The 22,625-nt window shown below is 44.0% G+C and carries 22 protein-coding genes; 13 read left to right on the top strand and 9 right to left on the bottom strand.

Annotated elements, in window-relative coordinates; all coding sequences use genetic code 11:
- Window positions 1–53: 53 nt before the first annotated feature.
- The gene (locus EYR97_RS17560) at window positions 54–1,019 is read right to left on the bottom strand and encodes an ABC transporter substrate-binding protein (RefSeq protein WP_131095062.1); all 966 of its coding nucleotides are present in this window, start codon (window positions 1,017–1,019) and stop codon (window positions 54–56) included.
- Complete coding sequence (gene plsB, locus EYR97_RS17555; protein ID WP_131095061.1) at window positions 971–3,418, bottom strand: glycerol-3-phosphate 1-O-acyltransferase PlsB; 2,448 nt, start codon at window positions 3,416–3,418, stop codon at window positions 971–973. Before plsB ends, EYR97_RS17560 begins: the two co-directional genes overlap by 49 nt.
- 333 nt (window positions 3,419–3,751) lie before the next feature.
- On the opposite strand from plsB, the gene EYR97_RS17550 reads away from it, so the two are divergent.
- From EYR97_RS17550 to EYR97_RS17525, 6 genes are all read left to right on the top strand, one after another.
- A complete protein-coding gene (locus EYR97_RS17550; protein ID WP_242635105.1) occupies window positions 3,752–5,860 on the top strand; it encodes a TonB-dependent siderophore receptor in 2,109 nt (702 codons plus the stop codon).
- Between the two features lie 305 nt (window positions 5,861–6,165).
- Window positions 6,166–6,792 (top strand): transcriptional repressor LexA, encoded by a 627-nt coding sequence (gene lexA / locus EYR97_RS17545; RefSeq protein WP_131095060.1) that lies wholly within the window; start codon window positions 6,166–6,168, stop codon window positions 6,790–6,792.
- Between the two features lie 584 nt (window positions 6,793–7,376).
- Complete coding sequence (gene coxB, locus EYR97_RS17540) at window positions 7,377–8,540, top strand: cytochrome c oxidase subunit II (RefSeq protein WP_181409155.1); 1,164 nt, start codon at window positions 7,377–7,379, stop codon at window positions 8,538–8,540.
- Window positions 8,541–8,549: 9 nt separating this feature from the next.
- Window positions 8,550–10,163: a cytochrome c oxidase subunit I gene (ctaD, locus tag EYR97_RS17535; protein ID WP_131095059.1), complete on the top strand. Its 1,614-nt coding sequence runs from the start codon at window positions 8,550–8,552 to the stop codon at window positions 10,161–10,163.
- A gap of 96 nt (window positions 10,164–10,259) precedes the next feature.
- A complete protein-coding gene (locus EYR97_RS17530) occupies window positions 10,260–10,847 on the top strand; it encodes a cytochrome c oxidase assembly protein (protein ID WP_131095058.1) in 588 nt (195 codons plus the stop codon).
- A 25-nt stretch (window positions 10,848–10,872) separates the two neighbouring features.
- A complete protein-coding gene (locus EYR97_RS17525) occupies window positions 10,873–11,751 on the top strand; it encodes a cytochrome c oxidase subunit 3 (protein WP_131095057.1) in 879 nt (292 codons plus the stop codon).
- Between the two features lie 18 nt (window positions 11,752–11,769).
- Here the strand turns inward: EYR97_RS17525 and EYR97_RS17520 are convergent, their stop codons facing one another.
- Window positions 11,770–11,976, bottom strand: coding sequence for a DUF2909 domain-containing protein (locus EYR97_RS17520; protein ID WP_131095056.1), 207 nt, complete (start codon window positions 11,974–11,976; stop codon window positions 11,770–11,772).
- A gap of 48 nt (window positions 11,977–12,024) precedes the next feature.
- Between EYR97_RS17520 and EYR97_RS17515 the strand changes: the two genes are divergently transcribed.
- The 6 genes from EYR97_RS17515 to EYR97_RS17490 are packed head-to-tail and all read left to right on the top strand — an operon-like array spanning window position 12,025 to window position 16,636.
- Window positions 12,025–12,729 (top strand): SURF1 family protein, encoded by a 705-nt coding sequence (locus EYR97_RS17515; protein WP_131095055.1) that lies wholly within the window; start codon window positions 12,025–12,027, stop codon window positions 12,727–12,729.
- On the top strand, window positions 12,722–13,279 hold the full coding sequence (locus tag EYR97_RS17510) for a hypothetical protein (RefSeq protein ID WP_131095054.1): 558 nt from the start codon (window positions 12,722–12,724) through the stop codon (window positions 13,277–13,279). The genes EYR97_RS17515 and EYR97_RS17510 overlap by 8 nt, the downstream gene beginning before the upstream one ends.
- 5 nt (window positions 13,280–13,284) lie before the next feature.
- A complete protein-coding gene (locus EYR97_RS17505; RefSeq protein ID WP_131095099.1) occupies window positions 13,285–14,490 on the top strand; it encodes a heme A synthase in 1,206 nt (401 codons plus the stop codon).
- Window positions 14,483–15,400, top strand: coding sequence for a heme o synthase (gene cyoE, locus EYR97_RS17500; protein ID WP_131095053.1), 918 nt, complete (start codon window positions 14,483–14,485; stop codon window positions 15,398–15,400). Before EYR97_RS17505 ends, cyoE begins: the two co-directional genes overlap by 8 nt.
- The gene (locus tag EYR97_RS17495; protein ID WP_131095052.1) at window positions 15,397–16,047 is read left to right on the top strand and encodes an SCO family protein; all 651 of its coding nucleotides are present in this window, start codon (window positions 15,397–15,399) and stop codon (window positions 16,045–16,047) included. Before cyoE ends, EYR97_RS17495 begins: the two co-directional genes overlap by 4 nt.
- A 1-nt stretch (window position 16,048) precedes the next feature.
- Window positions 16,049–16,636 (top strand): N-acetyltransferase, encoded by a 588-nt coding sequence (locus EYR97_RS17490; RefSeq protein WP_131095051.1) that lies wholly within the window; start codon window positions 16,049–16,051, stop codon window positions 16,634–16,636.
- Window positions 16,637–16,689: 53 nt separating this feature from the next.
- Here EYR97_RS17490 and EYR97_RS17485 read toward each other — a convergent pair whose 3' ends face one another.
- Window positions 16,690–17,862: a polysaccharide deacetylase family protein gene (locus tag EYR97_RS17485; protein ID WP_131095050.1), complete on the bottom strand. Its 1,173-nt coding sequence runs from the start codon at window positions 17,860–17,862 to the stop codon at window positions 16,690–16,692.
- A 61-nt stretch (window positions 17,863–17,923) separates the two neighbouring features.
- Here EYR97_RS17485 and EYR97_RS17480 point away from each other — a divergent pair, with 61 nt between their 5' ends.
- Entirely contained in the window at window positions 17,924–19,264 is a 1,341-nt protein-coding gene (locus tag EYR97_RS17480) for an MATE family efflux transporter (protein ID WP_242635104.1), read from the top strand.
- A gap of 91 nt (window positions 19,265–19,355) precedes the next feature.
- Here the strand turns inward: EYR97_RS17480 and EYR97_RS17475 are convergent, their stop codons facing one another.
- From EYR97_RS17475 to nfuA, 5 genes are all read right to left on the bottom strand, one after another.
- A complete protein-coding gene (locus tag EYR97_RS17475; RefSeq protein WP_131095049.1) occupies window positions 19,356–19,988 on the bottom strand; it encodes a class I SAM-dependent methyltransferase in 633 nt (210 codons plus the stop codon).
- 64 nt (window positions 19,989–20,052) lie between these two features.
- On the bottom strand, window positions 20,053–20,436 hold the full coding sequence (locus EYR97_RS17470; protein WP_131095048.1) for a VOC family protein: 384 nt from the start codon (window positions 20,434–20,436) through the stop codon (window positions 20,053–20,055).
- 55 nt (window positions 20,437–20,491) lie between these two features.
- Window positions 20,492–21,187: an aspartate/glutamate racemase family protein gene (locus tag EYR97_RS17465; RefSeq protein ID WP_131095047.1), complete on the bottom strand. Its 696-nt coding sequence runs from the start codon at window positions 21,185–21,187 to the stop codon at window positions 20,492–20,494.
- Window positions 21,188–21,632: 445 nt separating this feature from the next.
- Window positions 21,633–21,863 (bottom strand): hypothetical protein, encoded by a 231-nt coding sequence (locus EYR97_RS17460; RefSeq protein WP_131095046.1) that lies wholly within the window; start codon window positions 21,861–21,863, stop codon window positions 21,633–21,635.
- A gap of 34 nt (window positions 21,864–21,897) precedes the next feature.
- Window positions 21,898–22,476: a Fe-S biogenesis protein NfuA gene (nfuA, locus tag EYR97_RS17455; protein WP_131095045.1), complete on the bottom strand. Its 579-nt coding sequence runs from the start codon at window positions 22,474–22,476 to the stop codon at window positions 21,898–21,900.
- Window positions 22,477–22,625 lie beyond the last annotated feature (149 nt).

Here is a 22,625-nt window from a genome sequence, read left to right as displayed (position 1 = left end):
TCGCTTCATATTAAGCTTAAGGTTTACTGTGGAGCGATGTAAAGCAGCATCACTTAATGCAAATGATAGACACGCAGGGAAGGTTGGGATTCAAAGTCTCGGTCGTAAGCAAAAGCATCTGTGGCTTTAAGTAGTTCATCAAGTCTACCTTCATCATAAAGGTGCTTTAGCCCCTTCTGTACCACCGCTGCTAATTTCTCATTTTGCTTTCCAGTAAAGAAATAAACCGGTGCATCGTAAGAAAGCATGATGTTGTCAACGGTTGCTATTTCTCCATATTTTGCCTGAAAAAGCGCCATTTCCCACTCTACTTCAGCAAGACCGCGTGGAATATAATCGCATCTCTTACTTGCGAGCATTTTGAAGTTTGCATCAAATTCACTAACACCGTAAACCTTAAAGCCATTTTCCTTCAACCTATCATAGTCGGGCCAGTTTGCGCCTTGGCATGCTACTTTGTTTTTCAATTGCTCTTCAGACAGTGATTCAAATAATGCTTTGTTTTCTGCTAGAACAACCAGCTTTCGTTTGCCATATAGGCCATTGAGCAAAGGGATTTTTATTGGAATATAGGCTTTTTCACGAAAGGGGGATGTCATGCTATATGTAATATCTAGCGCACCTTTCTGATTTAGAAGCCGTAAGGTTCTGTTTTGAGGATACTCAAAATCAACTTGTTTAAGACTGTAGGTGATCCCTTCATCGTTAAGCTCAAGTGCTTCTTCAAGTATGTGGTGAAAGTACTCAATATTTTGTTTTTGAACCGCTACGCCTTTTATGACCTTTAACTCAATAGTGTTAGAAAGGTCTTCTGCTGGTTGCGCCAAAAGTGATTTTATTGGCGTAAAAAGGGCCGCGAGCAATACAAGTAGCAGCGGCGAATACGTTATTTGAGTGGGCATAGTGAGCGTGGTAGTTCCAAAATCACGTTTTGAATGAAACAAGAAAGTGCCGCTAATTGCGGCACCTTTTAGTTGTGCAAAGCTACGTTTTCTAGGTGTTGCACCATTTCTGGCCAAATAAGTGCCATAACATCACCGCGCAAGCCTTCGCACTCTTCTGAGTATTTTAAACTGCCGTCTTTTTCAGAATCTAACCAGTGGTTTTCTTTTAGCGCACTGATGAAACTAGACAGTACATTTTTGTCGTAAAACTCAGGCGAACTTAGCCCATATAACGCTGACAAACGTTCGGCAACTTGCTTACTTTCTCTTTCAAGAGAACTACGACTGATCACTTTTTCTTTGTCTAGTATGGTTAACACAACAGCGTAGCGTTGAAGCGTTTCTTGCATACAGCGGCTTAATAGCCATGCTGAGTGGAATTGCTTGCTATGGGCATCTGGCGGTAGCAAAATTTCACCCTCTTGACGCATGAGACCACTTTCCAAAAGCGCGGTTACAAGTGCATCGGTGTGCTTAAGTGCTTCATCTTGCGATAGATGCAAGAATAACTCTTTTTGCAGTAGCGGGTATAAGGCCGCCACAAGCTGTAAAATGCTGTTTCTATGGATGCCTTTTTTGGCAAAAACTGATGCCATAATAAGGCCCGGCAATGCGAATAAATGCAGAATATTGTTGCGGTAGTAAGTTAAGTAAACCGCAGACTTTGGCTGAGGGCTGATCAAACGCCCGTAGTCATCTTCTTTAATATCAAATCTGCCCAGCTTTAATGTATCGCTAAGTAATGTTTCAGCTGAGGCATCGGGAATGGTGGCGTCTTCGCTAAATGGCACGGCTTTAAACAGGTCCATAAAGTCGCCCAGTGCCTGTTTTAGCTCCATTTCACTCATGGTCTGTGTTTTAGATGACAGCAGACAAAGCGATGTTAATGCCATTCCATTAAGGGCTGCTGCACGGTTTATGCGCGTCATCACGTTGTTAGCGAGTTCATTAACTGCAGGGGTTAGCCAAGCAGGTTTTTTCTCTGGCTCGGCTTCGCGACATTCGCGCCAATTCGGCACATGTGTCTCTAAGAACTGATTAAGCGCAATGGGCTCACCAAAGTTTACATATCCGTGCCCATAGTTCTTGAGTTTCTTAATGGCTGAGAAAACTTGTAAGGTAGATTCCTTTTCTTTCTTCGAGCCCTTTAATTCATTTAAATAACTCTTCACTTCCATGACATTTTCGTAGCCGATGTAAACAGGCACAATACTGACAGGGCGGTTTACACCTTTGAGCATGGCTTGAATTGTCATTGCTAACATACCTGTTTTAGGCGGAATGAGGCGCCCTGTTCGACTGCGACCCCCTTCTGGGTAGTACTTAACTGAATAGCCTTTGTTAAATAACAGCTCCAGATACTCTCTAAATACGGCGGTATACAGTTTGTTCCCAGCAAAGCTTCGACGTAAAAAGAATGCGCCACCACGTCTGAACATTTTACCGACAGGCCAGAAGTTTAGGTTAATACCCGCTGCAATGTGCGGTGTTACCATGCCCTCGTGGTAAATAACGTAAGTGAGCAGCAGGTAATCCATGTGACTGCGGTGACATGGCACATAAATAATTTCATGACCATTTGCAGCTAGTTCGCGGATGCGATCGGCATGACCAACGCTAATTCCGTTGTATATTTTATTCCAAATACGGGTAAGCAATCGATCGCCAAATCGAATTAGCCCTTCGCGGTAATCAGCAGCAATTTCGGTGATGTAGGTTTGCGCCACTTCTTTTGCTTTATCGTGAGAGATTTTTTTACTGCGTGATTCATCGGCAATAGCACGGCGAACGGCATCTGAGCCAAGTACGCTGTTATTGAGTTCTTGGCGCTCTAGTAGCATTGGTCCTGTCATGCTTTGGCGCTTTCTTTGGAAGTGAGTACTCGCTACACGTACTAACTTGTGAGCAATACTCTGATCGCTACCATGCTGATTTGACATGGCTCGAGCAGATACTGCCTTGGAGTAATTTATAAAGTTGTCTCTGCCAAGAAACAGAACAATAAAGAGTTTGCGCAGCCAACTTGGCGCTGCTTTGTCGGTTATAAGGTCGCTTAGCCCCGGGTTTCCTCGACCAGGTGCTCGCCCCCATGTCACGTAAACAGGCACAACCTGTAGGTCTAAATTTTCATGATCTCTATGCAGGTGGAATAAGTCGGTAAAAACCTCTTCAATACCCGTGTCGTTAGCTGACGAGCGAAAAATAGGCTGAGTTTTTCGCAAAAACAAAGTTGATGAATATTCTCTTCCTGCCAGCGTCAAGGTGTCAGTAGGGCTTGGCAAGCCAAGGGCTTGAGTTGACATCCTAAGTGCCAGCTGGTCTGTCACCGAGTTAGTTGGAAGCAGATAAACAATTGGTTTGTTTTTGTCTATTCCCAGTTCGGATTCAACATTAACCGGAATACTGTGAGCTTTTACCAATAGCTTTACAGGATAATGAAACACCGATAACAGGGCTTTTCGCATCCACGACATGAATTATGTAGTCCTATGAAATGAAAACGGGGCGAAGTGTAACACAGTCAGCTAAATATCTCGTAACACGTCGTAGCACGATTGTGTCTAACGTACATGCTTTAGTGACTATATCCACCTTCGTAAGTTCAAAAACTTCCAAATACTCTCTCTAACAGTGTGTACATTTATTGTTCTTTTCAAGGCAGGATTCAAACAACGCGCTCGAAAGCGTGTATTCAAAGAACTTTTTAATTAAAACATCTTTTAATTATGTTTAAAGATCTTTATTATCCGCAGCTCAAACGATAATGTTTATCATTAACGATGTCATTTTTACTAATGGAGATGTCAGTGAAAACGAATAAAGTAATGTTTGCAGTTGCAACCGCGTTGGCGATGTCTAGTCAACTGGCAGCGGCACAAAGTGTTGAGAATGAAGAAAGTGTAGAACGTATCACGGTGCGTGGCGCTTTTTTTGGACAACAAGCTGCAGCAGGAGTGAAAACGCCTACCTTATTGGTGAACGTGCCTCAATCTGTTTCAGTGGTGAGCGCCGAACAAATAGCAGAGCAAGCTTTATTCAGTGTTGCTGATGTAATGCAATATACACCGGGCGTGAGTATTGGTCAGGGTGAAGATCACCGCGACCAAATAACTATTCGCGGCCAAAACACCACGGCTGACTTCTTCGTTGACGGTCTTCGCGATGACGTTCAGTATTTTAGACCACTATATAATCTAGAACGTGTAGAAATTCTGCGCGGTGCAAATGCCTTACTATTTGGCCGCGGTGGCGGTGGCGGTGTGGTTAACCGCGTCACTAAAGTTGCTGAAACTTCTAGTGATTTCACACGTTTAAGTGCGGGCATAGATACGTTTTCTGCTGGATCCATTAGCATTGATACCAATAAGGCCATTGATGCCAATAATGCGTTTCGTTTAAACGGTGTGTTCGATACCATCGATAGCCATCGCGATTTTAAAGATGGCGAGCGCTATGCGCTTAACCCAACCTACACGTGGATAGTCAGCGACGACACCATGGTCGTATCATCCTATGAATATGTGAATGATGATCGCATTGTAGACCGTGGTGTGCCTTCGCTAAATAATGCGCCACTAAAAGGTAATCGTGACACCTTCTTTGGCGACCCAGATTTTAATAATACAACGCTTGAAGCGCATATAGCACGTATCCGGGTTGACCACACACTCAACCAAAATTGGAATATTAATGGAACGGTTCAATTTGCCGATTACGACAAGGCCTATCAGAACTTGTATCCGGTTAATTTCAATGACGAAGCCTCTACAGTAACCCTTGATGGGTATCGTGATACAACGGGTCGTGAAAACCTACTATTCCAGTTAAACCTTATCGGACAATTCCTAACTGGAAATCTTGAACATACTGTACTTACTGGCTTTGAATACGGTAACCAAGATACACACAACGCGCGTCAAGACGCCTTTTTTGCAGATAGCCAAGACGATCAGGTGACCTTTGCATTCACTAACCCACTGGTTATCCCTGCGATGACGCTAACTGATCCTGTGCGCGACCGTGCTTCAGACGTTACATTTGCATCGGCATTTGTACAGGATGAAATTAAGCTAAATGATCATTGGATAATTGTGGCCGGCCTGCGTTACGACAACTTCGATATAGATGTTAAAGATGTAATCGAAGTTGAAAATGGCGCAGAAGACGGTAATAACGGCTTCTTAAGTAGCTCTGATTCTCAACTATCACCACGTGCAGGTATTATTTATAAGCCCACTGACGATATCAGCGTATATGCGAGTTACAGCAAGTCGTTCTTACCTCGTTCTGGCGATCAGTTCTTAACACTGTCTTTATCAAGTGCTGCTCTTGATGCTGAAGAGTTTGAAAACAAAGAGCTAGGTATTAAGTGGAATTACTCTGATCGCTTGAGTGTCACTGCTGCCGTTTTTGATGTTGAGCGTGAAAATGGTACCGCACAGGACCCGAATAACCCAGAAGCGTCAATTCTAACTGGTACTAAAACCAGCGGCTTTGAAATACAAGTTGTGGGTAATTTGACAGACAAGTGGACCATTAATGCTGGCTACAGTAATCTAGATGGCGAAGAAATGGGTAGAGTTGTTAACGCTCAAATTGCCAACCGTGACCTTGCTCAGTTGCCAGAACATATGCTGACTATTTGGAATCAATATGAAGTAAGTGACCAATGGCGCGTGGGCTTAGGCTTAATTCACCAGTCTGAGCAATATGCTTCGTTGAATAACACCACTGAGTTGCCTGATTTCACTCGCGTTGATGCAGCCGTTTATTATGACTACAGTGACGATATTCGTTTTCAATTAAATGTTGAAAACCTGTTTGATGAAGAATATTTCCCGGCGGCGCATAACGACAACAACATCTCCACAGGAGAGCCGTTAAATGCCCGTATCAGTATGCAGTATCAGTTCTAATTAGAGACGTTTAAGGCGACCTAAGGGTCGCCTCCTTGTTTCTTTAGTATGCAAATTCATTGCTGCTGTAAACAACGTTGCCCTTCTCATTTATAGTATGGATGCCATCAAACGCATTCTCGATTAGGTTCAATAAATACCTACATCCCCTTGGCTTTAACCAATACTAGTACAAGAGTGCTGCGTTAGTGAAGTTAGAGTCTGTTTATCTTTGTTCTTTTTGTGTTGGCGCTACTTAACAGTACTTGTTATTTGTTTTTAGGTGTATATACTTACAGGAACTGTATGAACAGACAGGTCTTTTAATGCGTCCACTCACAGCTCGACAATCTGAAGTTTTAGAACTTATTAAAACAACAATGCAAGAAACCGGCATGCCACCAACTCGGGCTGAAATAGCGCGACAGTTAGGCTTTCGCTCGGCAAATGCTGCGGAAGAGCATCTAAAAGCATTGGCGCGGAAAGGTGTTATAGAAATTCTTCCTGGTACATCTCGTGGCATTAAGCTCAATATTCCATTAGATGAGCAAGAGGAAGAAGAGCAAGGTCTTCCTCTTATTGGCCGTGTTGCCGCTGGCGAACCTATTCTTGCACAGGAACATGTTGAATCGCACTACAAAGTCGACCCTGCTTTGTTTCATCCTCAAGCCGACTTTCTGCTTCGCGTTAACGGCATGAGTATGAAAGATATTGGTATTTTAGATGGCGATCTATTGGCGGTTCATAGAACCACAGATGTTCATAACGGCCAAGTTGTCGTGGCTCGAGTGGATGAAGATGTAACCGTTAAGCGTTTAGAAAAGCGCGGTCGAGAGGTGCTATTACACGCCGAGAATGAAGAGTTTTCACCTATTAAAGTAGATTTAGCTTCACAACCTTTTGCCATTGAAGGTATTGCTGTTGGCGTAATTAGAAACGCAGACTGGATGTAGGTTTTAGCGGGTTAATTGAAAAGCGGCTCTTTAGCCGCTTTTTTTGTGCCTTTACTCTGGTCTTAAAGAATGCTTTTTTAGTTGTAAGCTTGTTTTTTAGCCAAATTGTTAACGTATATTCGAAACTGAATTTGTCTGCTCACAATAGAAAAGAAAGAGATATTGAAAATTACAATTTGAGGATGGAAGTTAAACCTTTGTGTTTAAAACTTGTTCAATTTTCAAAGTTAGCTGTTGATTTAAATGTAATTGTAAAAAAATTTTCTAACTAGCCCTTGTTCAAAATGCTTGTTTAATTTTCATCTTTTTTTACCCTCGTAACCCTCTCCACTCTTACCACGCACTTTTAATTGTGTTGTTTAGTAATGATTAAATTTTGAACGTTCTGCTAAAAATTTAACAGAAAAGACTAGACGGCACGCCATTATTGAGCAATTCTTACACAGTAATTAACAAAATAATAACAATGACTCTAAATTTGTTTTACAAGTTGCAGTTATGGGTCAGTCGTTCGCAAACCATTTGGTAGGGACAGCGCGCAACAACATTTGGCGTTAATGGTTCTACCATTACGGAGGTGCTGAGTGAAACAACTAATGACCGTAATGGCAAAAGTGGCAGCTAGTTTGTCTCTTATGCTTTTTTCTTATTCTCTTTTCGCCCAGGAGGCTGGTGAAGAACTTTCTTCGCTAAACCTTCGGCGAGGCGCTACTGACATCAGTGGGCAGGTTTATGACTTGCACATGCTTATGTTCTTTATCTGTGTGGGTATTGCTGTAGTCGTGTTTGGTGTGATGTTTGCCTCTATGTATCTGCATAGAAAATCACGTGGCGCTAAGCCTGCCAATTTCCATGAAAATGTAAAAATAGAAATTGCATGGACAGTGATCCCTTTCCTTATTCTCATTTTTATGGCCGTACCTGCGGCAAATACACTGATTGCAATGGAAGATGTTTCTGAGCCTGACATGACGGTATTGGTCACTGGCTCTCAGTGGAAATGGCACTACAAGTATATGGACAGTGACGTTGAATACTATTCTTTGCTTGCTACCCAGCGTGAGCAAATAGAAAACAAGTTTGAAAAAACGGACAACTACTTACTTGAGGTTGACCGTCCACTGGTTATTCCAACGGGTAAGAAAGTACGCTTTTTGATTACATCAGACGACGTTATTCACTCGTGGTGGGTACCTGATTTTGCCGTTAAAAAAGATGCTAACCCAGGATTTATCAACGAAGCATGGGCTAAGGTAAACGAACCAGGTGTTTATCGTGGTCAGTGCGCTGAATTGTGCGGTAAAGATCACGGCTATATGCCGGTTGTCGTTATTGCTAAAGAGCCTGCAGAGTTTGAAGCATGGATGGGTGAACAAGAAGAAAGAGTTCGCCAAGCGAAAGAGGAAGAGCAGCGTTTACTTTCCATGAACATGTCAATGGACGAATTGATGAAAGAAGGTGAGCGAGTTTACAACACCACTTGTGCTGCGTGCCATATGCCTAATGGTGAAGGTCTTCCCGGTGTGTTCCCTGCACTTAAAGGCAGCAAAATGGTGAAAGAAGACCAGCAAGCTCACATAGATATTGTTCTGCACGGTAAGTCAGGTACTGCCATGCAAGCCTTTGGAAAAATGTTGAGCCTGAAAGAGATTGCTGCCGTTGTTACGTACGAGCGTAATGCGTGGGGCAACAATACGGGCGATATGGTTCAGGCAAAAGATGTAAACGCCGTGGCAACGGGTAACTAGGAGCGAATAATGAGCAAAGCAACAGAAGTCATTTCGCCAGAATCATCGGCGCATCACGACGAACACGATCATCACGACCATATTCCAAAGGGAATAACCCGCTGGTTATTCACTACCAACCACAAGGATATTGGCACACTATATTTGTGGTTTGCCTTTATTATGTTCTTGGTTGGCGGTGCTATGGCCATGGTAATTCGAGCAGAATTATTTCAACCTGGACTACAAATAGTCGACCCTAATTTCTTTAATCAAATGACCACCGTTCACGGACTTATCATGGTGTTTGGTGCCGTTATGCCCGCGTTTACAGGGCTTGCAAACTGGTTAGTGCCAATGATGATTGGCGCACCAGATATGGCGCTACCACGTATGAATAACTGGAGTTTTTGGATTTTGCCTGGTGCGTTTTTAATCCTACTAAGCTCACTGTTCATGGAAGGGGGCGGTCCAGCGTTTGGTTGGACTTTCTATGCGCCACTTTCTACTACTTATAGTGGCGACTCTACAGCCTTATTTGTGTTCTCTGTTCATATTATGGGTATCTCGTCCATCATGGGGGCGATAAATGTAATTGTGACTATTTTCAACATGCGTGCGCCAGGCATGACATGGATGAAAATGCCATTATTCGTTTGGACATGGTTGATTACGGCGTTCTTGTTAATTGCGGTAATGCCCGTACTTGCAGGTGCGGTAACCATGGTACTGACGGATAAGTTCTTTGGAACCAGCTTCTTTGATGCTGCTGGTGGCGGCGACCCTGTAATGTTCCAGCATATTTTCTGGTTCTTCGGTCACCCAGAGGTGTACATCATGATCTTGCCTGCATTTGGCATCATCTCGCAAATTGTGCCTACTTTCTCACGTAAGAAGTTGTTTGGTTATGCATCTATGGTATATGCCACCGCCTCAATTGCGTTACTGTCATTTGTGGTTTGGGCTCACCATATGTTCACCACGGGCATGCCGGTTTACATGGAAATGTTCTTCATGTTTGCCACCATGCTTATTTCAGTACCCACCGGCGTAAAAGTATTTAACTGGGTTGCCACCATGTGGCGCGGTTCATTGTCGTTTGAAATGCCAATGATGTTTGCAATCGCATTTATTGTGCTATTCACCATCGGCGGTTTGTCTGGGCTAATGCTCGCGATTACCCCTGTGGACTTCCAATACCATGATACCTACTTTGTGGTCGCGCACTTCCACTACGTGCTGGTAACGGGCGCAGTATTCTCCATTATGGCCGCAGTGTATTACTGGTTGCCTAAGTGGACCGGCAAAATGTACGACACAACATTAGCTAAATGGCATTTCTGGTGCTCGTTAATCTCTGTCAATGTATTGTTCTTCCCGATGCACTTTGTAGGCTTGGCTGGAATGCCACGACGTATTCCCGACTATGCGTTGCAGTTCGCAGACTTCAACAAGTGGATCAGTTTAGGTGGCTTTGCGTTTGGACTGTCACAGCTTATTTTCTTAGCGCTACTGATCAAAGCCTGTAAGAAACAAGGCGAGCCCGTTTCATCTCAGGTGTGGGAAGGCGCAGAAGGACTTGAGTGGGAAATTCCCTCACCGGCTCCGTATCACACGTTTGAAACACCACCAGTGGTGAAATAAGCCACAGCGATTTCAACATATGGGCAGTGGTTGCACGGTTAAACAACGCAGTGCATACCGCCTCCCTGTTGAAGCGCGTTAATAGGAGGTTGAACAATGTCGCAACAAAGTGCAAATAACAAAATGGTGCTAAAGCTAATTGTTATTGTTATTGGCATGTTTGGCTTTGGGTTTGCCCTTGTGCCTTTGTACGACGTTTTTTGTGATGTAGCGGGAATTAACGGTAAAACTGACAAGACTGCCGCGGTTTACTCCTCTGTGGAGATTGATGAGTCTAGAGAAGTAACCGTCGAGTTTATCACGCGCACAAACACGGGCATGCCATGGGAGTTTCGCGCAGAAACCAAACGCGTGAAAGTGCATCCCGGTGAGCTGAATACGGTATCGTTTTACGTGCGAAACCCAGCTTCAAGCAATATTGTAGCGCAAGCAATACCGTCAGTTTCTCCGGGCACCGCAGCGCTGTATCTCAACAAAACAGAGTGCTTTTGCTTTAACCAGCAACCACTTGACGCAGGAAGTGAGGCGTACATGCCCATGCAGTTTTATGTCGACCCTCAAATTCCTCAAGAAATAACGTATTTAACTTTGCAGTACACACTCTATGACGTCACTGCGCGAGCAAGTGATCTAACGACAAAACCGAATCCTTTTATGGTTAATAGCGCCGAAAGCGGGAAGTAACTGGTAAAGGGGTAAGGAGAACAAAATGCAACAAGAATATCAAAAATACTACGTACCCGCACAAAGCCCATGGCCTATTGTTGGTGCGGTCGCACTGTTCTTAATCGCTGTTGGAGCAGGCAATTTTGTCATTGAAGCCACGAAAGGTGAAACCGGATACGGTAAACATATTTTGTTTGGCGGCATTGCTGTCTTATTAGTTATGCTGGTTGGATGGTTTAAAAACCAAATTGATGAGTCGATGTCAGGGCTTTATAGCGACCAATTAGGCCGCTCATATCGCCAGGGAATGAGTTGGTTCATTTTCTCTGAAGTCATGTTTTTTGCGGCGTTTTTTGGTGCCCTTTACTATGCCCGATTTATTGCGGTGCCATGGCTAGGTGGTGCATCGAATAATGCCATGACCAATGAAGTATTATGGCCTGCTTTCGAAGCAATGTGGCCGTTGACTAACACGCCCGGTGGCACAACGACCCAGCAAATGAGTGCAGCAGGCTTACCTACAATCAATACCATCATATTATTGATTTCATCGGTAACGCTCCATTTTGCACATGTGGGCTTAGAACAAAATAAGCGCAAGCAGCTTACATTAATGTTGGGGCTAACCATTTTATTGGGTTGTGGCTTTTTATTCCTACAGGTTGAAGAATATATCCACGCCTATCAAGAGCTTGGTCTAACCCTGCAATCTGGAATTTACGGCAACACATTCTTTATGCTGACCGGTTTCCACGGCATGCATGTGACATTGGGCACCATTATTCTGATTGTATTGTTCTTTAGGGTGTTGAAAGGGCACTTTACACCAGAAAACCACTTCGCGTTCCAAGCAGGTAGTTGGTATTGGCACTTTGTCGATGTTGTCTGGGTAATGCTATATATCTTCGTTTACGTACTTTAGTTGTGTATGCACCAAACCTCAGTAAGGTCTGGGGTTTGGTGTAATTAAACCGGTGCCAATGGCAATAAGAATAATAACCACAATGACTGCTGAAGTTAGCACTCTACGCCCGATGTATTTACTCATAGGTCCGTTTTTAGGGTCGTTCTTCATCATCACTCGCATTGCCATAAACAAGTTAACAATCATGTATATGACTAAAGCAACAAGGATTATTTTTATCATTTTTACTACCTCTGTTTTTGTTATTGGTTTTTGCAGAGTTCGCTGATCATGTCTAGACGTTCAAGTTCACTTATCGCCTGGATAATGACATCAATTAGTGTAGTCATTATGTGCGGCTTGGGGTATTGGCAGATTGAACGAATGATACAAAAGCAACACCGTTTAGCTAGCATAGCGCAAAAGCAAAGTAATGGTAGCTTGGTTTTAGAGCAGGCTTTAGCACAAGACGATCCCAGAGATATCGACGTCACTTTTGTAGGCACTCCTGATGCTTCTCGCGTTCTCTATCTCGACAATCAAATTCACCAGCAACAAGTGGGGTTTGATGTCGTCATACCTGTAAATACCAACATGGGCTGGTTATTAGTAAACTACGGTTGGGTTCCTGCCCCTGACATGTTGCGTAGTTTGCCCTCTATAAACATTGATACTGGCCTCTTTACATTTTCAGGTGTCATTACTTTCCCGAGCGATAATCCGCTTGTGAAAGAAACTAATACACGTTTATCGGTTTTTCCCGCTTTAGTTCAAAAGCTTGATATTGATGCAATTAGCGAAGGCTTAGAGCGTCAACTATTACCCTTTGTCATTCAATTAACCTCAGAAGACCCAGCCTTCGTGCGTGTTTATCAGCCTGTGGTGATGTCACCACAAAAGCACCTTGGTTATGCATTGCAGTGGTTTGGCTTAGCCATTGCAGCAGCCGCTATAGGTGGGTTTGCTATCAGTAAGAAAGGACGTAGATATGAGTAATACTGCATCACAAAATCCTACCGCATCAAAGAAAACACTGCTGCTAATGGTGGCAGTATTTGTTGTGCCAGTGATTTTGGCCAAATTGGCATTAGAAAATGATTGGTTCACTAAGGCAGCAACAAATAAAGGGCAATTGCTATCACCAACCATTGATATGACATCAGCGCTAAACCAAGTTGATCCTAAATGGCGGTTGGTTTACGTGCTTCCTAGCCAGTGTGATGCTGTGTGTGAAAATGCGCTTTTCAGTATAAATCAAGTGTGGTTGGCATTAGGTAAAGAGTCAGACCGCGCTGAGGCGTTGGTTCTTACCCATGAAACGAGTGACAAAAATGCGCTTTCTGCTTTGTCTGACTATCCCAATGTTGCAACCCTTGAAGCCAAAGCGCTTTCTGGTCTTGAAGACAACAGCGTCTACATTGTAGATACACAGAATAATGCCATGCTGTTTTATCAGATTAACAGCGACAGAAAAGAGGCGGTGATGGGGAGCCGAGACATGCTCGCAGACATGCGAAAGCTTCTAAAACTGTCTCGTATAGGATGAGTATGATGAAAAAGTTAACGCTATTTAGTCTCTTTCTTGCCGCGGTCGTGATCATTTTAGGCGCCTACACTAGATTAACTGATGCGGGTTTGGGATGCCCTGATTGGCCTGGCTGTTATGGGCATTTAACGGTGCCACTAAGTGAAGATAAAGTCGCGAAGGCAAACGCTGCATATCCCGAGCGACCAGTTGAAGCGGCAAAGGCGTGGAATGAAATGATTCATCGTTATTTCGCTGGCACCTTAGGCCTTTGTGTTTTGGCAATTGCTGTCATTGCAATAAAAAAGCGACACGAAGGACTTCCTCTTAAGCTTCCCATTTTGCTTCTGGGGTTAATTACATTTCAAGCTGCGCTAGGGATGTGGACGGTGACTCTGAATTTGTTACCCGTTGTAGTGATGGGTCACTTACTAGGAGGCTTTAGCGTACTGAGTTGTTTGTTTATTTTGTACTTACGGCTGCGCAACCGCGAACAGGCGCAAGTTATTTCGTCTACAGTTCCTTTATCCACTGCACCGTTAAACGTGCCTTCAACAGAGAAACTCACTGCAGAGGAAGGCAGCACCCAACGTACATTGTTTCGTTTTGCAACGTTAGGTGTTTTGGTGCTTGTTGTTCAAATTGCATTAGGTGGGTGGACGTCGGCTAATTACGCTGCACTTGCCTGTACTGATATGCCAATTTGTGAAGAAGGGTGGCAACAGAAACTGGATTTTGCAGGGGCTTACAGTGTTCCTGAGGCTGATAACTATGAATTTGGTGCACATGATTATGATGAGCGTATGACAATGCACATTGTGCATAGAATGGGAGCGCTCGTGACGTTTGTTTACCTACTCGCGTTAGGTGTCAGTGTGTTAAGAGCGAAAACAGTAACAAACGAGCAAAAGCGCATTGGCTGGTTTATGCTGGTGACCTTGTGTGTTCAAGTTTCACTTGGCGTTAGCAATATCGTATTTATGCTACCTCTCGCGGTTGCGGTTATGCACAATGCCGTTGCCGCTGTGTTACTTCTTTCTTTACTGTTTCTTGTTTTTTCTCTATGGCACCGCTTGTCAGCGTCCGAGCTAGTACAAAACAGAGAAGTAAACCATCGAACCGAATTCGGCAGAGCATCATCAGCCCCCGCCGCTGCAATGTCATCTGTATCAACAACAGCTAATTTTTCTGAGCATGCTTTAACGAAAGTTCCTGGAGGCTTCCATGGCTAAATCTGTTTCTTTTCAAGCGAGTGTTACCAAACAACACAAAACGGTGTCTTGGCGTGATTATTATGAGATGACAAAGCCTAATGTGGTTATGTTGTTACTGCTCACTGCACTTGTGGGTATGTGTTTGGCTACGCCTGGTTGGGTGGATGCTGTCACGTTGATAAGCGGGCTTGCAGGTATTGGTATGTTGTCGGCATCTGCGGCGGTTATCAACCACGTGGTGGACCACAAAATTGATAGCATGATGGCGCGTACCTTCAATCGCCCTGTTGCAAAGGGGAAAGTGAGTGTAGGAAATGCCCTGTGGTTTGCTTTGGTGCTAGGCACTTTGGGGTTTGCGCTACTTGCAGTATTTGTCAATATGTTAACCGCGTGGTTAACCTTGGCGAGCCTTGTTGGTTACGCGTTTGTTTATACCATGTACTTGAAGCGCGCCACCCCTCAGAACATTGTGATTGGAGGTCTTGCAGGTGCTGCTCCGCCGTTGTTGGGTTGGACCGCGGTTACAGGTGAAGTGCACGCGCATGCTTTGCTGTTGGTATTAATTGTATTCACGTGGACACCACCACATTTTTGGGCGTTAGCTATTCACCGTGAAAAAGACTACGCAAAAGCGAAAGTGCCGATGTTGCCGGTGACCCATGGTGTGTCATTTACCAAAACGTCAGTGCTCTTATATACCGTTTTATTGGGTCTTGTTTGCTTAATGCCTTATTTGATTGGTATGAGCGATCTCATTTACCTGATCGGCTCTAGTGTGCTTAATCTTGGCTTCCTTTACTACGCGGTGAAGCTAAAGTTTGCAGCGCAAGCGCAAACTGCTATGAAAACTTTTAGGTTCTCAATTATTCATCTCATGTTATTGTTTGTGGTATTACTTTTAGACCACTACATACCTTTAAGTTTATGAATCAAAAGATTTTAGTTGGTGTTATAGCTGCTGTTGCACTGGTCGCCGGCATTGTTGGGGCGCTTTATATCGCGCCCCCAGGCTCTCACAGTGAGGCTATACCTAAGTACTTTCAGTCCTACCCTGAACCAAGAGTAATCGCCCCATTCTCTTTGACGGATGACGAGCAAAATACCTTTACTGAAGCATCACTTTTAGGCCAGTGGAGCCTCCTGTTTGTCGGTTACACCTTTTGCCCTGATATTTGTCCAACAACCATGGCCCAACTCAATGAAATTTATCCAGAGTTACAAGCGATAGAGAGTTCTAACCCCATTCGTGTCATTTTTGTGTCGGTTGATCCTAAACGAGACACAATAGATAGACTTTCTGAATATGTGAGCTATTTTAATAGCGAGTTTGTGGCGGTTACCGGCGAGCACGCAGCCTTATTTCCCTTTGTTCGCAATTTGGGCATGATGTACGCAATGGCTGAAAGCACCGACAACCCCAATTACTTAGTAGACCATAGTGCGTCTGTTGTGCTTGTCGACCCTCAAGCTAGGGTGATAGGGAGATTTAAACCAAAAAGAGAGCCTGGAAAGCTATCGATAAGTGATTCTCAGCAAATACTGGAAGATATGCCAGTTATAATCACAAAGCAGTAATATGGATATCAAAATTAGGCTAGGTGCAGCCTCTGATGCTGCGCAGGCGACTCCGCTTATTTTAAGTGCCGCAGAGTCATTGATTACTTCTATTTTTGAACATAACCCACAAAAGACTGCACTGGGTTATCTTACCCATGCATGGCAGCTTGGTGTTGGGCAGTACGGGTTTAAGAATCACTGGGTGGCAGAAAGTGCCAAAGGTATTTGTGGTGTGGTTACTTCTTGGCATAGCAAGCTCGGAGCGGCTTTCGACCGTGCCACACTCGACAGTATGACCTCTTATTTTACCCTTGATGAAGCGATGACAGTACTGGTGCGCAATCAAACTGTCGCGGTTAACTTATCACCACCGAAAAATACTGAGCTTATGATTGGACACCTTTCTGTTGCAGAGCATGCAAAACGCCAAGGTGTGGGATCAGCTTTAGTTGATACCATGCAAAAGCGCGCAGAAAAACTAAATAAACAAAAAATGGTACTAGACGTTGAAGTAGCCAATATTCCGGCTATTCGTTTTTATCAAAAACTTGGGTTTAGTGAAGCGTCCATCAATAAAGGCTTTATACGTTTTTCGCGCGACGTGTAATTTTTGTTTATCTATGGTTGTAGAGCTTTGCATTAGAGCAAAGCTCTACAGGTTTAGTCTGGGTAATTACCTTGTTCGTCTGCCACAAAAAATGGCACGGAATACCAATAGTATCGCCCAGCTTGACTAATTGAAGGTGCAGTACAATTTACTCTAGAACGACCCACAGGTAATGCGCTATCTAGCGTAAAAGCAAAGGTGTTTTCATCCACTGACGTGGGAATAGGTTTTCCACTGTAAAAGCAATTCACTTGCGATAGTCGCATGTCGTCACTTTCAACCGTTAGCCGTACGGGGTTAACTAACGTTCTACTACGCTGACGAGGCTCGGGCAAAGATGTCTCGACAACCGGCATAGCCAAACTATTCAGCTTATTTTTAAGTGTAGCTAAATTTGCATATGGGCCTGCAGCCGGAAAACGCGGGAGTGCTTGAAGATTGCTCAATGGGCCTACCGCGCCAGAGTGCTGACCAAAACCTATATAGCCAGCCTCTTTCAGTTGTGCGGTTAACGCCACATTATATTCACCGAAGGGGTATGCTAGATAGCGTAACTCAACGTCCAACTTTTCTTTAATATTCTGCTCAGCTGCTAGTACGTTATCCCACACTTGTTTAAGCCATGTTGTTTCATTTTGCGTACTCTCACCGTTTAACATATGCAAATGGTCTAGCGTATGGTTTGCAAATGTCACGCCTTCGCTTTGCATGGCAATGACTTGCTCCCAGGTTAGCTGCTTAGGACCAACGCCAATTTCATTTGGATTGATAAAAATAGTATAGCTAAACCCCATGTCAGTCAGAATAGGATGGGCATTGTCCAAAATATTGGCATAACCGTCGTCAAAAGTAATTGCAACGGCTTTGTCGGGAAGCGGCGATCCTGCTTTAAGCGCGTTAACCACATCTTGAAGTGGCACCACAGTATGATGCGCTTTTAGGTATTGCATATGCGCTAAAAAATCGTCAGGGGAAATACTTGTACTGGGTGGCGTTTTTGTTGATACATGATGATAAAGCAATATAGCTGCGTTTGGCACAGTGGAAGAGTGACCCTCATTTGAGTGTGACCATGCAGGGGGGACAGTTGAAAGACCAAGCAATGTTAACGCAAAGGTTGACTTAAATGTGTTTAGATAAGCCCATTCATTCCCCGAAACCCTCGTAGTGCTAATAGCCCATTTAGCCACAAGGCTTTTTGCCCGTCTAAGAAAGTCCTTTAACATGGTACACTCCCGTTGTTAGGTCACTTTTATATAGCTGAAAATACCGATTAGAGATCAATGTATGCCTCGCCGTTCAGATTCACCACACTCTTTCTTTAGCGATCATACACGTCTATTGGCGTTAGCGCTGCCGATGATTTTAGCGAATGTCACCACGCCACTACTTGGATTGGTAGATACGGCAGTACTCGGGCATATGTCATTACCTGCGATGCTAGCCGGGGCTTCAGTAGGTGCGCTGATCCTTACCCAAATATACTGGGTTTGCGGTTTCTTGCGAATGTCTTCTACAGGGTTAAGTGCGCAGGCAAAAGGCCATGAAAATCGGGTGTACGAATCTGCAAAAGTACTCTGGCAAACCATTGGTGTGGCAATGGTCTTGGGTGTGCTTATTGTATTGCTTCAAGTGCCCATTGTTAAAATGGGCATTGCACTTACTCAGCCTAACACTCACGTCGCTGAATACTTAAAAGCCTATTTTGACGTGCGTGTTTGGGGAGCGCCAGCAGCTATGCTTAATCTAGCGTTGGTGGGATGGTTGGTAGGTCAACAGAAAACCCGCGCCGTTATGGTGATACAAATTATCGGCAATTTGCTTAATGCAGCGCTGGATATTTTGTTTGTCTTTCACTTCGAGTTCTCGGTTGCTGGTGTGGCACTTGCCAGTATTATAGCGGAATACAGCATGGCAGCCATGGCGTTAATGGTGTCAATTAAGCTTGCGGGTGGTGTTCGTGTTTGCCGAAGCTGGTTTGACCGCGCTGCACGTAAAGTGCTTATGAAGCTCAATAGTGACATGCTGCTGCGCAATCTGGCGCTGCAAGGGTGTTTAGCGTTTCTCACCATTCAAGGGGCAAGGTATGGCGAAACGCCAGCAGCTGTTAATGCCATTTTGATGCAGTTTTTTGTGTTAATCGCCTTAGGATTAGATGGTATCGCATACGGTGTTGAAGCCTTAGTAGGAGAAGCAAAAGGCGCAAGAGACGACAGCGAAATTAAGCGGCGCACATACCAAGGTTTATTATGGTCGTCGTTATTTGCTCTTGGCTACAGTGCACTTTTCTATTTTTCGGGCAGCACTATTGTAATGCAGCTCACAGAGCATACGTCCATTGTCGATGCTGCCTCACCTTACTTGCCGTTAATGGTGCTATTACCCTTACTAGCTCATTGGTGTTTTCTTTACGATGGTGTTTTTGTAGGACTAACGCGCGCAAGTGCCATGCGTAATACTATGATAATTAGTGCACTGGGCGTGTTCTTCCCCATGTGGTTTTTTACCCAAAGTAGCGGGAACAGAAGTTTGTGGTTTGCATTGCTTGCCTTTCTCCTTGCGCGAGGTATTACTTTAGCGTGGTGCTTTTACAGCTTAGATAAACAAGGTGCGCTAAGCGAGCAATAGGCCGAAACCCAAACCCAAATCCAAACCCATGTTGTCATCACGGTTTAGAAGCTATGCGAAAGGTTGTGTGGGTGGAAGCATTATGAAGGCGTTAAGGTGAAGTGTTCAGACATGGCTTTTGAGCAATGATGACAGTATGTTGTTCAGGGTACTGGTCGTAGTTAATATGACGAATGAACATGCCTGCATCTACTAATAGTGACACATAACCATTAATTCCCAATGACGCATAGTATACCTCTGGGCCCATTGCTTGATTGGTATGACAGCCAGCTTCATCGACACCTCCACAAGAGAACATCAACACACCCCCTGCTTCTAACTGGTGGCAAAGCGTTACCAATAGCGCTTCCTGCTGATGCAGTGGTACGTGCCACAAACTGTCCCACGCCGAAATAAAAGCATACTGTTTAGGAAAGTTGAAACTACAAATGTCATGGTAGTAAAAGGTGTGCTCAGGCAGCGATTTACGCGCAATGTCTAGCATGTTGTTAGATATGTCGACGCCTTCATAAACAAGCTTTTTATCTTCAATAATTGGTACAAAACGGTTAGTACATCCGCACCCTATATCTAATGCGAAATGCGTCCCGTTTAGTAGGTGGGAAGGAAGAAACGCCAATGCATGGCGATAGCTACTTGTACCATTTTCGCTATTGAATTCGGGGCGTGTCCACAGCCCTGTAATACTGTCGTAGGCTTTACCCGTTTGTTCAGGTGTCATGATTTAAAACCATTTACGCGAAGCGAAAGAATATGCTTCGCGTTATCAAAGGTGACTTCTAGGCTTACTTTCTTACAATATGCGTTGCACAAAGTTTGTTGCCTGAAGGGTCGCGAAGATACGCTAAGTACAATTGACGCTCTGCATTTCCACGTATTCCCGGTGGATCTTCACAAGGAACGCCACCATGTTCACTACCCACTTTATGCCATTCGTCTACCACTTCAGGCGTACGTGCTGCCAAACCGATAGTAGAGCCATTACCGTGAGTTGCAGCTTCACCATTAATTGGCTTCGTTAACGCAAGTATACCTTTAGGCGTATAATAAAATACCCGTCCATAATCGTCATAAACACCCGCGTCATAACCCAATACGGCAAGCGTCGCGTCGTAAAATGCCTTTGAAGCTTCAAGGTCGTTGGCACCAATCATTATATGACTAAACATAGTTGTGTCCTTATCTAAAATAATACTGCAAATGTAGAGCAGCTAAATTTACGTGCTAATTGCTTAATGCAAACTCAATAGCAGTTTGTGCATGAATAGCGGTGGTATCATATAAACGCACTGACGTGTGTGCTTGTTGTATAAGTAAGGCAATTTCTGTGCAACCCAAAATTACCCCTTCAGCACCTTTTTCAGCAAGCATATCGATAATTTCAATATACGCTTCGCGCGATGCATTACAAATCACCCCCTTGCATAATTGCTCATAAATAATTTTATGCACAAGGTCTCTTTGTGATGCATTTGGCACAACCACGTCAATATCGAATTTCTCTTTGAGGCGGCTTTTATAAAATGCTTGCTCCATTGTGAAGCGTGTACCAAGTAGTCCTATGGTTTTCACGCCTTGCTGCTTTAATAACTGACCAGTGGCATCGGCAATATGAATAAGTGGAATGGTAATGCTGGCTTCCACTTCATCTGCCACTTTGTGCATAGTGTTAGTACAAATTAAAATGGCATCTGCGCCTGCGGTTTGTAAGTTTATAGCTTCTTTACTGAGAACATTCGCCAGCGCGGGCCATTCATCTTGATGTTGAAGGTGTGCAATTTCCGCAAAATCCACACTGCTAAGTAAGAGTTTGGCACTGTGCAATCCACCTAATTGTGTATTGATGCCACGGTTGATAGCTTGGTAGTAACTCACGGTCGATTCCCAACTCATACCGCCTATAAGTCCCAGTTTTTTCATAACAGCTTTAGCCGATTGCGCAAAAGAAATACTGTGCAGCGAGACAAGTGTGTTTGCAAGCGCAATATAACAAACTCAGCATGGGCGGTAGTGTTCGATACCAGTCCGCACAGATAACTACCCACTCAGCGAGAGTTAAAATGTTCGTAATCGCGGCGTGTTACCGCAGGTATAGTGGTTTTACATCAAGGTGACACAACAAAGAGTACGGACATTTTAAACTCGCCCTTCGGGAAGGTCTGGCAAGCTTCCTAGCTTCATTCTGGGAATTTGAAAGGGGACAGCCATTCCTGCATTCCCACGCTTCGCTAGGAAACTTGCCAGCGCCTTCTGAGTGGGCAATTATCTATGCGGATTGGTATGATGAAATTTAAAAAAGTACGTGGTCAAAAGAAAGGGATAGAAAGTGAGGGAGTAAAAAAAGGCTTCGATGGATAAAAGCGTATTAAAATTTTGGCGGTGGCTTTTTGTCTTTAATAAAGGCAAAACGTTGCAGGAATATTCCCGCGTAGCCCAGCATGGCATAGCCAAAGCCAATCAACAATATGCCTACTGAAAGGTAATAAAACACAATGTGTACATGGCTTAACAAAAACAACAACACAACACCAGCAACGAAAATAGCCAAACCGACTTTAAATCGTTGCCAGCTTTTGTGTATGTCTTGGGATAGCATACTGGTTGTTACTCAGTAGTACTTAGCAAAATACTTAATAATACGAGTGTTCGCCCGCTTCGTGCTCTGTGGCATCACGTACACCGTTCAGTTCACCCGCAAACTGCTCAAGCATTTGTTTTTCAATGCCATCTTTAAGTGTTACGTCTACCATTGAGCAGCCGTTACAACCACCACCGAATTGTAAAATGGCGTAACCGTCTTCGGTGACTTCCACCAACATCACTTTACCACCGTGGCTAGCAAGTTGAGGGTTAATTTCTGATTCGATCATGTAGTTGATACGTTCAACCAGTGGTGCATCGTCCGATACTTTACGCGCTTTTGCATTAGGCGCTTTAAGTGTTAGCTGCGAGCCCATTTGGTCAGTGACATAATCAATTTCCGCCTCTTCAAGAAACGGTGCACTTTCTTCATCAACCACTGCATCGAAACCATTGAATGGCAAACGCGTGTCAGTTGCTTCAACAGCATCCGGTGGACAATAGGACACGCCACACTCTGCCGACGACGTGCCTGGGTTTACGACGAATACACGAATATTCGTGCCAGACTCTTGTTTACTCAACAGTTTTACGAAGTGAGCCTGAGCTTCTTCTGATATAGTAATCATCAACAAGTCCTACTTATTTTGAAATTTTAGTCATTGTAACAAATTTACCTGACTAAAACAGTCAAGTATTAATGAAATAAATTATTTCACTAAATCGAATTTGTTGAGGCGGTTGTTTATCTCAACACTACCTCAACCATAACAACAAG

This window comes from Alteromonas sp. KUL42 (assembly GCF_006538325.1).
Lineage (GTDB): Bacteria > Pseudomonadota > Gammaproteobacteria > Enterobacterales > Alteromonadaceae > Alteromonas.
This window is presented reverse-complemented; position numbering and strand designations above follow the sequence as displayed.